We start from the raw sequence: 12,810 nt of genomic DNA on the forward strand, positions 1-12,810 counted from the left end.
CACCGCGGTTTCCTCTTCATTCCGATATGGAGCGACCGCCATGCATGCTTCCAGCATCCATCATAAAATCCTGACGATTCCGGGCCTTCACAACAGCGGCCCGACCCATTGGCAAAGCCTGTGGGAACGGAAATTCCCCGACAGCGAGCGAGTCGATCTCGGCGCGTGGGACGATCCCGACCAAGGCGAATGGGTCGCGCGCATCGCCGACGCGATCGACGCCGAAAGCGCACCGGTGCTGGTCGCCGCGCACAGCCTCGGCTGCCATGCCTTCGCGCACTGGTTCGCGCAGGCGGGCGGCATTGCGCGGGCGAGGATCGCGGGCGCGCTGCTCGTCGCGCCGCCCGATCTGGCGCGGCTTCCCGAACGCGGGCGGCTGAAGAGCTTCACCGCCGCACCGATGCTGATGCCGCGCCAGACCTTCATCGCCGTGGCGAGCGAGAATGATCCCTACGCCGCCACCGCCCACGTCTGGCGCCTGTCGCGCCAGTGGGGCGCGCGCTTCGTCAATGCCGGACCCTTCGGCCATATCAATGCGGACTCCGCGCTCGGCGACTGGCCTTATGGACAGTATCTGCTCGCCTCGTTACAACCCGCGCCGCCCCCGGCGCTCGCGAACGAACGGCTCTGGGCGCGATCGGGCGACTGGCCGCACCGGTTTGCGCGGCGCGATCCCCGGTTCGGCTATCAAGCCCGGTCCGACTATCAAGAAGGTGTACAGCGACGATGAAAGCCAATTCGATCCTCGAGACCATCGGCCATACCCCGCATATCCGCGTCGCGCGGCTGTTCCCCGACGCGGAGGTGTGGATCAAGTCGGAACGCAGCAACCCCGGTGGATCGATCAAGGATCGAATCGGCCTCGCGATGATCGAGGCGGCCGAGCGCGACGGCCTGCTGAAGGCCGGCGGCACCATCGTCGAGCCGACGTCGGGCAACACCGGCATCGGTCTGGCGATGGCCGCCGCGGTCAAGGGTTACAAGCTGATCCTGGTCATGCCCGAAAGCATGTCGGTCGAGCGGCGGCGGCTGATGCTTGCCTATGGCGCGACCTTCGACCTGACGCCGCGCGAAAAGGGCATGAAGGGCGCGATCGAGCGCGCGATCGAACTGGTCGAGACCACGCCCGGCGCCTGGATGCCGCAGCAGTTCGAGAATGACGCCAATGTCGACGTCCACTTGCACACCACCGCGGCGGAAATTCTCGCCGATTTCAAGGACAGCCCGATCGACGTGCTGATAACCGGCGTCGGCACCGGCGGGCACATCACCGGCTGCGCCCAGTTGCTGAAGCAGCATTGGCCCAATCTGAAGGTCTATGCGGTCGAGCCCGTCTCCTCGCCCGTCATTTCGGGCGGGCAGCCGGGGCCGCACCCGATCCAGGGCCTTGGCGCCGGCTTTATCCCGCGCAACCTGCACACCGAACTGCTCGACGGGGTCATCACCGTCGACGCGCCCGAATCGAAGGCGATGGCGCTACGCTCGGCCAGCGAGGAGGGCATGCTGGTCGGCATCTCGTCGGGCGCGACGCTTGCCGCAATCGCGCAGAAGCTGCCCGACCTGCCGCAGGGCAGCCGTATCCTCGGCTTCAACTACGATACCGGCGAACGCTATCTGTCGGTGCCCGATTTCCTGCCGGAGATCTGATTCCCGCCATGCGTCCGGACGAGGCGCCAGCGACGTTGCCCCTGTGGCGCGAAGGATCGGGTTGGCTGTTCGCGCTGCTGGCATTGGCAGCGATCGCCGGCGTGCTCTACGCAAGCGCGCCCGGTAGCGGCGGCAAGGATGCGCGGAGCCGGCAGCATCCGGTCGCGCCGCCGGCAGAGGTGGTTCCCGAGGTCGCGCCGATGGAGCTGGCGCCGGTCACGGTCGAGGATGCGCGGACCGCCAATGCGCGCGTCCCGCTGATCGCCAAGGATTTCAAGCCGGCCCGTCCCTTCGTCTATCCGGGCGACCCCGGCAATCGCGCCCGCGCCCGCGACTGCATGGCGGCGGCGATGCTTTACGAAGCGGGCGACGACAGCAAAGGCCAGCTTGCGGTCGGGCAGGTCGTCATCAACCGCGTCCGCCATCCCGCTTTCCCGAAGAGCATCTGCGAGGTGGTCTTTCAGGGGTCGGACCGCGCGACCGGCTGCCAGTTCACCTTCACCTGCGACGGCGCGCTCGCGCGCCGCTATTCGGACGCAGCGTGGAAGCGGGCGCAGGACAATGCCGGCATGATGCTCGCCGGCCTCGTCGATCCGGCGGTGGGCCTCGCCACCCATTATCATACCGACTGGGTGCGCCCTTATTGGAGCGACAGCCTCGAAAAGATCGCGATCGTCGACACCCATCTCTTCTTCCGCTGGCCAGGCTATTGGGGCACGCCCGGCGCCTTCCGCGGCGCGGTGCTCGGCCGCGACCCGGTCGAAGCGCCGCTGGCGGCGATCTCGCTCGCCCACGCCGGCGGCCCGCCGATCGAACTGGCCGGCGTCGACACCGATGCCGGGGTCGGCGAGCCGCGCATCGTCTCCGGCCAGAGCGACGCGAGCGACGCGCCGCGCGACAGCATCTATATCCAGCTCGACCGCCGGGCGCCGCCCGAAAGCTTCGTCACCCTCGCCCTGCGGCTGTGCGGGGAACGCGAATATTGCAAGCTGATGGGCTGGACCAACCCGGTGCTGAAGCCCGAGGGCGACGCAATGAGCGCGACCCAGCGCGCGGCGATGACCTTTTCCTATCTGCGCGACGACAAGGCCGGATTCGAAAAGGCGCTGTGGAACTGCGCCGAATATCAGCGCGACGACACGCGCCAGTGCATGAAGCGGTAAAAGCGAGCGACCGTTTCGGAGCGGTAAGCGGCCATCCCCCACCTTTGTCATTCCCGCGAAAGCGGGAACCCAGAGTGGGGTCAGCCGACGCACGCTCTGGGTTCCCGCTTCCGCGGGAATGACAAGTTATGAAATGCCGATCGTCGTCAACCGGCCGCGTCCTGACATTCGCCATGCCGGACTTGATCCGGGATCCCGCTTTTTCAAGGCATCGACTGGTTTCGCCATCCAGCGGGACCCCGGATCAAGTCCGGGGTGACGATGAAAGAAGAATGGCGTTTCTATCGGAAATCCTCTCGTGATCCCCGGCGAAAGCCGGGGTCCAGGGCGTCGGAGAGCCGGCGCTATGCAGTCGCACTCCGGACCCCGGCCTTCGGCCGGGGATCACATGGCATATGTCCGCAACCGATCGCTCCCGACGGCCCCCTCCGCCTATGGCCGGATCAGATATTTCTCTCCCGTCCGCTTGGCATTGTAGTTCGCGATCGTTTCAAGCGACAGCGCGTCGGTCAGCGAGATTTCGTGGCTGTAATGGCTCTTGAAGGTCGTCGTCAGCTCATCGACGACGCGCTGGCGCATCCGCCCCACGACCTCCGGCCCCGCCTTCTGCATGAAAGGCGTCAGCAGGAAGCCCGACAGCGACCAGGAAAAACCGAAGCTGCGGTTCAGCACCGTCGGCCCCACGTCGAGCGCGCCATAGATATAGACCTGCTTGAACGAGTCCGAGCCATAGCGGCTGTAGGTCGTCATCCGCTGGACCGCCGCCGCCTCCATGCAGGCGAGAATCTGGCTCGCCAGCTTGCCGCCGCCGATCGCGTCGAAGCCGATCGTCGCGCCGGTCTCGACGATCGCGGCGGTCAGCCGGTCGAGGAAATCGGCGTCGCTGCTGTTGACGACATGCGCGGCGCCCAGCCCCTTCAATATTTCCACCTGCGCTTCGCTGCGCACGATGTTGACGAGCGGGATGCCATCCTTGGCGCAGATCTTCACCAGCATCTGCCCAAGGTTCGACGCCGCCGCGGTATGGACGATGGCGCTATGCCCCTCCATCCGCATCGTCTCGGTGAAGGCGAGGCTGGTCAGCGGGTTGACGAAACAGGATGCCCCGTCCTTCGGGTCGGTGCCGCCCGGCAGTTCCATGCACATCTGTGCCGGCAGACAGCGATACTCGGCATACATCTCGCCGCCGATCAGCGCGACCGTCTTGCCGAGCAGCGCCTGCGCCTCGGGCGACGACCCCGCCTTCACCACCTCGCCGCACGCTTCGTTGCCGATCGCCAGCGCCTCGCCGACGCGGCCCGCCATCGCGCGCATGCCCGGCGCGGGAATGTCGGCGGTGACCACCGGCAGCCCGTCGCGCGTCGCGGCGCGCGCGCTCGTCATGTCGGCCGCCCCGAACAGCAGACCCAGGTCCGAAGGGTTGATCGGGGTCGCCAATATCCGGACCAGCACCTCGTGCGGCGCGGGGTCGGGCATGGGTCGGCGTTCGAACGACACTTCCAGCTCGCCCTCGGGCTTGGCGAGGGTCAGCATGGTCAAATTGGTGTCAGGCAGGTCGGTCATCGCGCATCTCCCGTTATTCGGTTTCTCGATGCAACGGACTAGGCGAGCCACGGCGGTGTGGCAATGGGGGGGCGGTCATTGCGAGCGGAGCGAAGCAATCTCCAGCAGTCGTCCTGCCTTGTCGATGGCTGGAGATTGCTTCGTCGCACCGCTGCTCGCAATGACGAAGGGGGAATTACGGGCTGTCGCGGAGATAATCGCCGAACGAGTTTAGGGTGACATGGGGGACGGGAAGGACGCGGATCCCCGTCTCCGCCCGAATGACGAACGCAAGCCTCTCTACCCCAACAGCCGGTCGATGATCGCATCGGCGGCCTGTTCGGGCGTCATCGCGGTGGTGTCGATGCGGATTTCGGGGTTCTCGGGCGCCTCATAGGGGCTGTCGATGCCGGTGAAATTCTTGAGCTGCCCGGCGCGCGCCTTCTTGTAGAGCCCCTTGACGTCGCGCTTCTCGGCTTCCTCGAGCGGGGTGTCGATGAAGATTTCCAGGAACTCGCCCTCGGGCAGCATCGCGCGCACCATCTCGCGCTCGGCCCTGAACGGCGAGATGAAGGCGGTGATGACGATCAGGCCGGCATCGCTCATCAGCTTTGCCACCTCGCCGACGCGGCGGATGTTCTCGATCCGGTCGGCCTCGGTGAAGCCCAGATCGCGGTTGAGCCCGTGGCGGACATTGTCGCCGTCGAGCAGGAAGCTGTGGCGGTTCATCCGGTGCAGCTTCTTCTCGACCAGATTGGCGATCGTCGACTTGCCCGACCCTGAAAGCCCGGTGAACCACAGCAGCGCGGGCCGCTGGTTCTTCATGTCCGCCCGCATGTCGCGGTCGATGTCGGTCGCCTGCCAATGGACATTCTGCGCGCGGCGCAGGCTGAAGTGCAGCATCCCCGCCGCAACGGTCGCGTTGGTCAGCTTGTCGATCAGGATGAAGCCGCCGAGCGCGCGGTTGTCGGCATAGGCCTCGAACACGATCGGCTTGTCGGTCGAAACCTCGACCACGCCGATGCCGTTCAGGTCCAGCGTCTTGGTCGCCAGATGGTCGAGCGTGTTGACGTTGATCTCATATTTGGGCGCCTGCACCGTCGCCGACACCGACTGGGTGCCCAGCTTCAGCCAATAGGCGCGGCCCGGAATCATCGCCTCGTCGGCCATCCAGACGAGCGTCGCCTCGAACTGGTCGGCAACTTCGGGCGGCGCGTCGGCGGCAGCGATGACATCGCCGCGCGAACAGTCGATCTCGTCGGTCAGCGTCAGCGTCACCGACTGGCCGGCGGCGGCCTCGTCCAGATCGCCGTCCAGCGTCACGATCCGCCCGACCCGGGTCGTCTTGCCGCTCGGCAGGACGCGCACCGCGTCGCCGGGCCGGACGCGCCCGCCCGCGATCAGCCCGGAAAATCCCCTGAAATCAAGGTTTGGCCGGTTAACCCATTGAACCGGCATACGAAATTCTTTTTCGACCTCACGTTGCGCGGCAACTTCGACACCTTCCAGATGCTCGATCAGCGCCGGCCCCTTGTACCAGGGCGTGTTGGCCGACGCCGCGGCGATATTGTCGCCCTTGAACCCCGAAATCGGGATCGCGGTGAAATTCGTGATGCCGATCTCGCTCGCAAAGGCGCGGTAAGCAAGGGTAATGCGGTCGAAAACGCCCTTGTCGTACCCGACGAGGTCCATCTTGTTCACCGCGAGCACGATATGCCTGATACCGAGCAGATGCGCGAGGAAGCTGTGGCGGCGCGTCTGGGTCAGCACGCCCTTGCGCGCATCGATCAGGATCACCGCAAGATCGGCGGTCGACGCGCCGGTCACCATGTTGCGCGTGTACTGTTCGTGCCCCGGCGTGTCGGCGACGATGAACTTGCGCTTCTCGGTCGTGAAGAAGCGATAGGCGACGTCGATCGTGATCCCCTGCTCGCGCTCGGCGGCAAGGCCGTCGACGAGCAGCGCAAAGTCGATCTCCTGCCCCTGCGTCCCGACGCGCCTGCTGTCGGCCTCGAGCGCCGCAAGCTGATCCTCGAAGATCATTTTGCTGTCATAGAGCAGCCGCCCGATCAGCGTCGACTTGCCGTCGTCGACCGAGCCGCAGGTGATGAACCGCAGCAGCGATTTCTGCTCGTGCCGCGCGAGATAGGCCTCGATATCCTCGGCGATCAACGCGTCGGTGACATAAACAGGGTCGGTCATTGGCTAGTTCCGCACACAAATGCCGTTCGGGCTGAGCTTATCGAAGCCCTGTTCTTTTCTTCTGAAAGAAAGAGCGGCCCTTCGACAAGCTCAGGGCGAACGGAAAAAGGAAGGCAGCGCAGGGCCATCAGAAATACCCCTCCTGCTTCTTCTTCTCCATCGACGCGTCGCCGCCGTCCTTGTCGATCGCCCGGCCCTGCCGCTCCGACGTCGTGGTCAGCAGCATCTCCTGGATCACTTCGGGCAGCGTCGCCGCCTCGCTCTCCACCGCACCGGTAAGCGGGTAGCAGCCCAGCGTGCGGAAGCGGATCGAGCGCTCCACCGGCACCTCGCCGGGGCGCAGCGGGAAGCGGTCGTCGTCGACCATCAGCAGCAGCCCGTCGCGCTCCACCGTCGGACGCGGCGCCGCGAAATAGAGCGGCACGATGGGGATCTGCTCGCGTGCGATATATTGCCAGATGTCGAGTTCGGTCCAGTTACTGATCGGGAAGACGCGGATGCTCTCGCCCTTGGCTTTCCGGGCGTTGTAGAGGTTCCACAGCTCGGGCCGCTGCTGCTTGGGATCCCAGCCGTGGCTTGCGGTGCGGAAGGAGAAGATGCGCTCCTTCGCCCGGCTCTTCTCCTCGTCGCGCCGCGCGCCGCCGAAGGCGACATCGAAGCCGTGGAGGTCGAGCGCCTGCTTCAGTCCCTCGGTCTTCCACATGTCGGTGTGCAAGGGGCCATGGTCGAATGGGTTGATGCCCCGCGCCTTCGCCTCGGGGTTCTGATAGACGATCAGGTCCATCCCGCTCTCCGCGGCCATCCGGTCGCGCAGTTCGTACATCGCCCGGAACTTCCATGTCGTGTCGACATGCAGCAGCGGAAAGGGCGGCGGCGACGGATAAAAGGCCTTGCGCGCCAGATGCAGCATCACCGCGCTGTCCTTGCCCACCGAATAGAGCATCACCGGATGCGCCGCATCCGCCATCACCTCACGCATGATGTGGATGCTCTCGGCCTCCAGCCGGTCCAGATGAGTCAATTCCGCCGAAGCAGGGAACGGCACGTTTTGGTCCTTTCTGTCCACGACACCGCCGCTATAGCCGCTTGCGCGGCGGGCAGAATTCCCAAATGGGAACCCGGCAGCCCTCGACGGTCCCGACCGTATCGCCTTGCAATGCCATGCCGGGCGACGCAAACACTATGGCCTTTCCCCCGGCCAAGACAGGCTTGCAGCGTCACGCGGCCCGTTCGACCCTTGCGTGGTGCCAGTCGCGCGCGAGCGCCTCGATCGCCGGTAGCCGCGCGGCCAGACGATCCACGATATCGGGAAGCGCCATCCAGTCGGGCGCGAGCAGCAATCCCAGTTCGCGCCGGAAATCATATCCGGCAATACGGAGCGGCACCGTCCCCTCGATAGCCAGCGACAGCGGGGCGGTGGTGATACCGATCCCCGCCGCCACCATGCGGAGGCAGCGGTCGTCGCTGTCGCTGCGCAGCGAAAAGCGCGGCCGGACCCGATGGCGCGTGAAGAAGCGGCTCGTCGCGTCGAGCCATTCGCACGAGCGGCGTGCGATCATCGTTTCGGGGGCCAGTTCCTCGGGCGTGACCTCGCCGCGCCCGGCCAGAGCATGACTGTCGGACACCAGCATCACCAGCGGCTCTTCGTAAAGCGCCATCGCCGACTGCGCCCCGCCCTCTCCCGCCCGGAGCGGGACGAGCGCCGCCTGGATGCGTCCGCCGGCGAGCGCCGCGCGCAGTTCGGCATCGCTGCCCTCGACGATCTCGATCGAAAAGCTCCGGGCGAATTCGGCCACGAGCCGCTGCAGGAACTCCCCCGGCGCGGACCGGATCACACCGATCCGCAACAGGGGCACCATCGTTTCCGTCTGGCGCCCGAAGCCGTCGGCGGCGCGGAAACCGCGTTCCAGATCGCGCGCGATGAGGAGAAAGCGGCCGCCCGCCTCGGTCAGCCGGATCTGGCGTCGGCTGCGGATGAAGAGCGGCGCCCCGACCTGCCGCTCGAGCTCGGCCACGCCGATCGACAGCGCGGGCTGGGTCACGCGGATATGCTGGGCCGCCTGGGTGAAGCTGCCGGCGTCGACGACGGCGAGGAACTGGCGGATGTGCGATCGCTTTATCATAAATTTTTCTTATGTCTTGTCGCATGGGATTTCAATTTTCATATGGTTCGACTTTCGGGCATGAGTGCGGCATCCTTGCCGCCTCGACCGAAAGGCTGACCATGCGCGCCACCCCCGATTTCGATTTCGCGCTCGGCGAAACCGCCGATATGATCCGCGAGACCACCGCTCGCTTCGCCGACGAAAAGATCGCTCCGCTCGCCGACCGCGCCGACCGCGAGGACTGGTTTCCGCGCGATGAATTGTGGACGGCAATGGGCGAACTCGGCCTCCACGGCATCACGGTCGAGGAGCAATGGGGCGGACTCGGGCTCGGCTATCTGGAACATGTCATCGCGGTCGAGGAAGTGTCGCGAGCTTCGGGCGCGATCGGCCTCAGCTATGGTGCGCACTCGAACCTGTGCGTCAACCAGATCCGCCGCTGGGGCAATGAAGAGCAGAAGGCGAAATATCTCCCGAAACTGATCAGCGGCGAGCATGTCGGCAGCCTCGCCATGTCCGAAGCCGGCGCGGGCAGCGACGTCGTGTCGATGAAGCTGAAGGCCGAGAAGGTACAGGGCGGCTACGTCCTCAACGGCACGAAATTCTGGATCACCAACGCGAGCCATGCCGACACGCTGGTCGTCTATGCCAAGACCAGCCCCGAAGCGGGATCGCGCGGCATCACCGCCTTCCTGATCGAGAAGGACATGCCGGGTTTCGCCATCGGGCAAAAGATCGACAAGGTGGGGATGCGCGGCTCACCCACCGCCGAGCTCGTGTTCACCGACTGCGAAGTCGGCGAGGAACAGATCATGGGTCCGGAGAATGGCGGCGTCGGCGTGCTGATGTCGGGGCTCGATTATGAGCGCGTCGTCCTCGCGGGGCTTCAACTCGGCATCATGCAGGCCTGCCTCGATACCGTCATTCCCTATGTCCGCGAGCGCAAGCAGTTCGGCAAGCCGATCGGCTCGTTCCAACTCATGCAGGCGAAGGTCGCCGACATGTATGTCGCGCTGCAGTCGGCGCGATCCTATGTCTATAATGTCGCCAAGGCTTGCGACGCGGGGCGGACGACGCGCTTCGACGCCGCGGGCGCGATCCTGCTCGCAAGCGAGAGCGCGGTGAAGGTCGCGGGCGAGGCGATCCAGGCGCTCGGTGGCGCGGGTTACACGAAGGACTGGCCGGTCGAGCGTTACTGGCGCGACGCCAAGCTGCTCGACATCGGCGCGGGGACGAACGAGATCCGCCGGATGCTGATCGGGCGCGAGTTGATCGGCGCCGGCGCGTGATCTGGCTCTGGCTGTCGGCCGGAGCGATGACGACCGCCGCCTTCGTGCATTCGGTCCTCGGGACGCGGCGACTGATCGTGCCGTTGCTGCAGATGCGCGAGGGCGTGCTGGGCGACGCCTTGGTTCGCAGCATCCTGCGTTTCGCCTGGCATGCGACGTCCGTGCTGATGCTGGTCTCGGCCGCCGCGGTTGCCTGGCCGGGAACGCCGAAGCCGCTGATCGCCGTGATCGGCGGCGCCTGGCTCGCAACCGGCCTGTTCAACGCGGCCTATACGCGGGGGCGCCACATCGCCTGGCCGGTGCTGAGCGCGGCGGGCCTGTTCGCGCTGATCGGGGCCGGCTCATGAGTGACACGCTGCTCGACGCGCTGCAATATTATGGCGCCGGCGCCGCGACGCTGGCGGCGCTGCTCGTCTCGCTGAACCTCGGGCGGCGCTGGACCGGCTGGGCGTTCGTGATCTTCGTCACCAGCAGCATCGCGCTGATCGCATGGGGCTTCCTCCAGTCCGACAGCGAAGGCATCGGATGGCAGAATATCGCGCTGCTGATCATCAACTGCGTCGGCGTCTATCGCTACCTGATCCTGAAGGAAAAGCCGCCGGCGGCGCCCGGCGACGGCGGGACGGACTGACCGCCCCGCCATGCTCCGTGGATCAACCCCAGACGCGAACGCGCTTTTCGGGTGGCAGGTAGAGCGCGTCGCCTTCCTTGACGTCGAACGCCTTGTACCACGCATCGAGGTTACGCACCGTCAGCGCCCGGTACATGCCCGGCGCGTGGCCGTCGGTCGCAACCTGCTGGCGCAGCGCCGCGTCGCGCGTCTTCGTCGCCCAGGTCTGGGCATAAGCAATGAAGAAACGCTGGTCGCCCGTGAAGCCGTCGATTACCGGCGCCTCCTTGCCGCCCAGCGACGCGCGATAGGCGTCATAGGCCGCCTGAAGCCCTGCGACGTCGGCGATATTCTCCCCCAGCGTCAGCTTGCCGTTCACCGCGAGGTCCGGGAAAGGCTTATACTGGTCAAACTGGTCGGCAAGCGCCGTCCCCGCTTCCTCGAACTTCTTGAGATCCGCCGCAGTCCACCAGTTGCGCAGCGCACCGGTCGAATCGAACGCCGCGCCGTTATTGTCGAAGCTGTGGCTGATCTCGTGACCGATGACCGCCCCGATCGCGCCGTAATTATAGGCGGGATCGGCCTGAGGATTGAAGAAGGGCGGCTGCAGGATCGCAGCCGGGAAGTTAAGCGCATTCTGCACCGGCAGATTGACCGCGTTGACGGTCTGCGGCGTCATCCACCACTCGGCACGGTCCATCGGCTTGCCGATCTTGGCAAGCTGGTGCGCATATTCGGCCTTCTGCCCCGCGATCTCGTTCGCATAGGCGCTGTTGGCGGCGACGCTGTAGCTCCCATAGTCGCGCCACGTCTCCGGATAGCCGACGCCGACGACGATGGTCTCGACCTTCTTCAGCGCTTCCTTCTTGGTTTCGGGCGCCATCCAGTCGATCGTGTTGACGCGCTTGGCAAAGGCCGCCTTGATCCCGTCGACCATGTCGCTGACCTCGGCCTTGGCCGAGGCGGGGAAATATTTCTCGGCATAGGCGCGGCCCACCGCGTCGCCGAGATAGGTGTCGAGCGCCGCGAGCGCCCGCTTGTCACGGCTGCGCTGCTGCGGCGTGCCCGCAAGCCGCGTGCCATAGAAAGCGAAATGGGCGTTGTCGATCGCGCTCGGCAGCACGTCGGCATGGCTGTTGATCTGGTGGAAGGTCAGCCAGTCCTTCCAGGTGTCGAGCGGCTGCGACGCGACGAGCGCCGACAGGCCGGTGATCGCGCCCGGATGATAGGCCGCGACCTTCGACGCGCCGTCGAGCTGCGCCGCCGCGAAGAAGGCCGGCCAGTCGATGCCCGGCGCCTTCTTCGCAAAGTCGTCCCTGGCCCAGACCGTCGCGGATTTGGTGAAATCCTCGCTCTCTTCGCGCGTCGCGTGCGCCTTGGCGATCTTCATTTCGAGGTCATAGACGCGCGCCGCCTTCGCATCGGCATCGGCGATGCCCGCAGCGGTCAGCAGCTTGGCGATATAGGCCTTATAATCGTCGCGGATGCCCGCCATCTTCGGGTCGGACGACAGATAATATTCGCGCTCGGGCAGACCGAGGCCGCCTTGCAGCATATAGGGCAGCACCTCGCCCGGCGTCGCCAGACCCTGCGTCACGAAGATGCCGAAAAGATTTTCGGTGCGATAGTCGGTCGCATTGAGCGGATCGACGTCGGCGCGGACCTGCTCGCCCAGCACCTTCGACAGCGCGGTCTTGTCGGCGATCGCATCGAAGCGCGCAAGGTCCGCCTGCACCGGTTTCATGCCCGCTGCGTCGATCGCCTTCGTGTCGATATAGGCCTTGTAGAAATTGGCGATGCGGGCCTGGTCGCTGCCCTTGTCGACCGGCCCCTTGACGATCGAATCGATCAGTTCGCGGTTGCGTTTCTCGGTTTCGAGGAAGGCCGTGTAGAAAGCGCCGGTCGACGCACGATCGGCCGGGATTTCCGTCGTCTTCTGCCAGTTTCCGTTCGCATAGGCATAGAAGTCGTTGCCCGGCTTCACGCCCGTGTCCATCGCGGCCTTGTTGATGCCGAGCTCGGTGCCGAGAGTATAGGTGGCCGACGACTTGTCCTTGCCGCTCGAGCAGGCGATGGGCCCGGCCAGCGCGGTGGCGGCGGACAGGAGGACGATGAGAGCGGCTTTTTTCATGGGCAGGAACCTCAATGTCTGGAATTGTGCGATGGGGAATAGGCCTGTGACGATCCGGTTTCAATGCCAACCATTTTCGGCCTGCGACGCTTTTCAATCGACAGGCGGCCGTCTAACCCGC

At 65.6% G+C, this 12,810-nt stretch carries 11 protein-coding genes; 6 read left to right on the forward strand and 5 right to left on the reverse strand.

The features are described 5' to 3' along the window. Positions 1 to 40 precede the first annotated feature (40 nt). From FHR21_RS06995 to FHR21_RS07005, 3 genes are read left to right on the forward strand one after another with little or no spacing between them, the layout of a single operon-like run. The gene (locus FHR21_RS06995) at positions 41 to 730 is read left to right on the forward strand and encodes an RBBP9/YdeN family alpha/beta hydrolase (RefSeq protein ID WP_184096668.1); all 690 of its coding nucleotides are present in this window, start codon (positions 41 to 43) and stop codon (positions 728 to 730) included. Next, on the forward strand, positions 727 to 1,647 hold the full coding sequence (cysK, locus tag FHR21_RS07000; RefSeq protein WP_184096670.1) for a cysteine synthase A: 921 nt from the start codon (positions 727 to 729) through the stop codon (positions 1,645 to 1,647). Before FHR21_RS06995 ends, cysK begins: the two co-directional genes overlap by 4 nt. 8 nt (positions 1,648 to 1,655) lie before the next feature. After that, the gene (locus tag FHR21_RS07005) at positions 1,656 to 2,810 is read left to right on the forward strand and encodes a cell wall hydrolase (RefSeq protein ID WP_184096673.1); all 1,155 of its coding nucleotides are present in this window, start codon (positions 1,656 to 1,658) and stop codon (positions 2,808 to 2,810) included. Between the two features lie 432 nt (positions 2,811 to 3,242). On the opposite strand, the gene FHR21_RS07010 is transcribed toward FHR21_RS07005, so the two are convergent. The 4 genes from FHR21_RS07010 to FHR21_RS07025 all read right to left on the reverse strand — a co-directional run bounded on the left by FHR21_RS07010 (position 3,243) and on the right by FHR21_RS07025 (position 8,677). Then, positions 3,243 to 4,373 (reverse strand): zinc-binding dehydrogenase, encoded by a 1,131-nt coding sequence (locus FHR21_RS07010; protein ID WP_184096675.1) that lies wholly within the window; start codon positions 4,371 to 4,373, stop codon positions 3,243 to 3,245. A gap of 279 nt (positions 4,374 to 4,652) precedes the next feature. Beyond that, the gene (gene cysN, locus FHR21_RS07015) at positions 4,653 to 6,554 is read right to left on the reverse strand and encodes a sulfate adenylyltransferase subunit CysN (RefSeq protein ID WP_184096677.1); all 1,902 of its coding nucleotides are present in this window, start codon (positions 6,552 to 6,554) and stop codon (positions 4,653 to 4,655) included. A gap of 127 nt (positions 6,555 to 6,681) precedes the next feature. Then, positions 6,682 to 7,599, reverse strand: a complete 918-nt coding sequence (gene cysD, locus FHR21_RS07020; protein WP_184096679.1) for a sulfate adenylyltransferase subunit CysD — start codon at positions 7,597 to 7,599, stop codon at positions 6,682 to 6,684. 172 nt (positions 7,600 to 7,771) lie between these two features. Then, positions 7,772 to 8,677: a LysR family transcriptional regulator gene (locus tag FHR21_RS07025; protein ID WP_184096681.1), complete on the reverse strand. Its 906-nt coding sequence runs from the start codon at positions 8,675 to 8,677 to the stop codon at positions 7,772 to 7,774. A 101-nt stretch (positions 8,678 to 8,778) separates the two neighbouring features. Here FHR21_RS07025 and FHR21_RS07030 point away from each other — a divergent pair, with 101 nt between their 5' ends. From FHR21_RS07030 to FHR21_RS07040, 3 genes are read left to right on the forward strand one after another with little or no spacing between them, the layout of a single operon-like run. After that, the gene (locus FHR21_RS07030; protein WP_184097158.1) at positions 8,779 to 9,948 is read left to right on the forward strand and encodes an isovaleryl-CoA dehydrogenase; all 1,170 of its coding nucleotides are present in this window, start codon (positions 8,779 to 8,781) and stop codon (positions 9,946 to 9,948) included. Beyond that, complete coding sequence (locus tag FHR21_RS07035; protein ID WP_184096683.1) at positions 9,945 to 10,295, forward strand: hypothetical protein; 351 nt, start codon at positions 9,945 to 9,947, stop codon at positions 10,293 to 10,295. The genes FHR21_RS07030 and FHR21_RS07035 overlap by 4 nt, the downstream gene beginning before the upstream one ends. Further along, a complete protein-coding gene (locus tag FHR21_RS07040; protein ID WP_184096685.1) occupies positions 10,292 to 10,579 on the forward strand; it encodes a hypothetical protein in 288 nt (95 codons plus the stop codon). The genes FHR21_RS07035 and FHR21_RS07040 overlap by 4 nt, the downstream gene beginning before the upstream one ends. A 22-nt stretch (positions 10,580 to 10,601) precedes the next feature. Here the strand turns inward: FHR21_RS07040 and FHR21_RS07045 are convergent, their stop codons facing one another. Next, positions 10,602 to 12,689: a M13 family metallopeptidase gene (locus FHR21_RS07045; protein ID WP_184096687.1), complete on the reverse strand. Its 2,088-nt coding sequence runs from the start codon at positions 12,687 to 12,689 to the stop codon at positions 10,602 to 10,604. Positions 12,690 to 12,810 lie beyond the last annotated feature (121 nt).

Origin of the sequence: Sphingopyxis panaciterrulae, assembly GCF_014199295.1 — a bacterium.
In the GTDB taxonomy this organism is placed as follows: Bacteria; Pseudomonadota; Alphaproteobacteria; order Sphingomonadales; family Sphingomonadaceae; genus Sphingopyxis; species Sphingopyxis panaciterrulae.

Excerpts from the sequence above, each read along its gene's own strand:
- FHR21_RS07025 (WP_184096681.1), bottom strand. The coding sequence starts at position 8,677 with ATGATAAAGCGATCGCACATCCGCCAGTTCCTCGCCGTCGTCGACGCC.
- FHR21_RS07005 (WP_184096673.1), top strand. The coding sequence starts at position 1,656 with ATGCGTCCGGACGAGGCGCCAGCGACGTTGCCCCTGTGGCGCGAAGGA.
- FHR21_RS07030 (WP_184097158.1), top strand. The coding sequence starts at position 8,779 with ATGCGCGCCACCCCCGATTTCGATTTCGCGCTCGGCGAAACCGCCGAT.
- cysK (WP_184096670.1), top strand. The coding sequence starts at position 727 with ATGAAAGCCAATTCGATCCTCGAGACCATCGGCCATACCCCGCATATC.
- FHR21_RS07010 (WP_184096675.1), bottom strand. The coding sequence starts at position 4,373 with ATGACCGACCTGCCTGACACCAATTTGACCATGCTGACCCTCGCCAAG.
- FHR21_RS06995 (WP_184096668.1), top strand. The coding sequence starts at position 41 with ATGCATGCTTCCAGCATCCATCATAAAATCCTGACGATTCCGGGCCTT.
- cysN (WP_184096677.1), bottom strand. The coding sequence starts at position 6,554 with ATGACCGACCCTGTTTATGTCACCGACGCGTTGATCGCCGAGGATATC.
- FHR21_RS07040 (WP_184096685.1), top strand. The coding sequence starts at position 10,292 with ATGAGTGACACGCTGCTCGACGCGCTGCAATATTATGGCGCCGGCGCC.
- FHR21_RS07045 (WP_184096687.1), bottom strand. The coding sequence starts at position 12,689 with ATGAAAAAAGCCGCTCTCATCGTCCTCCTGTCCGCCGCCACCGCGCTG.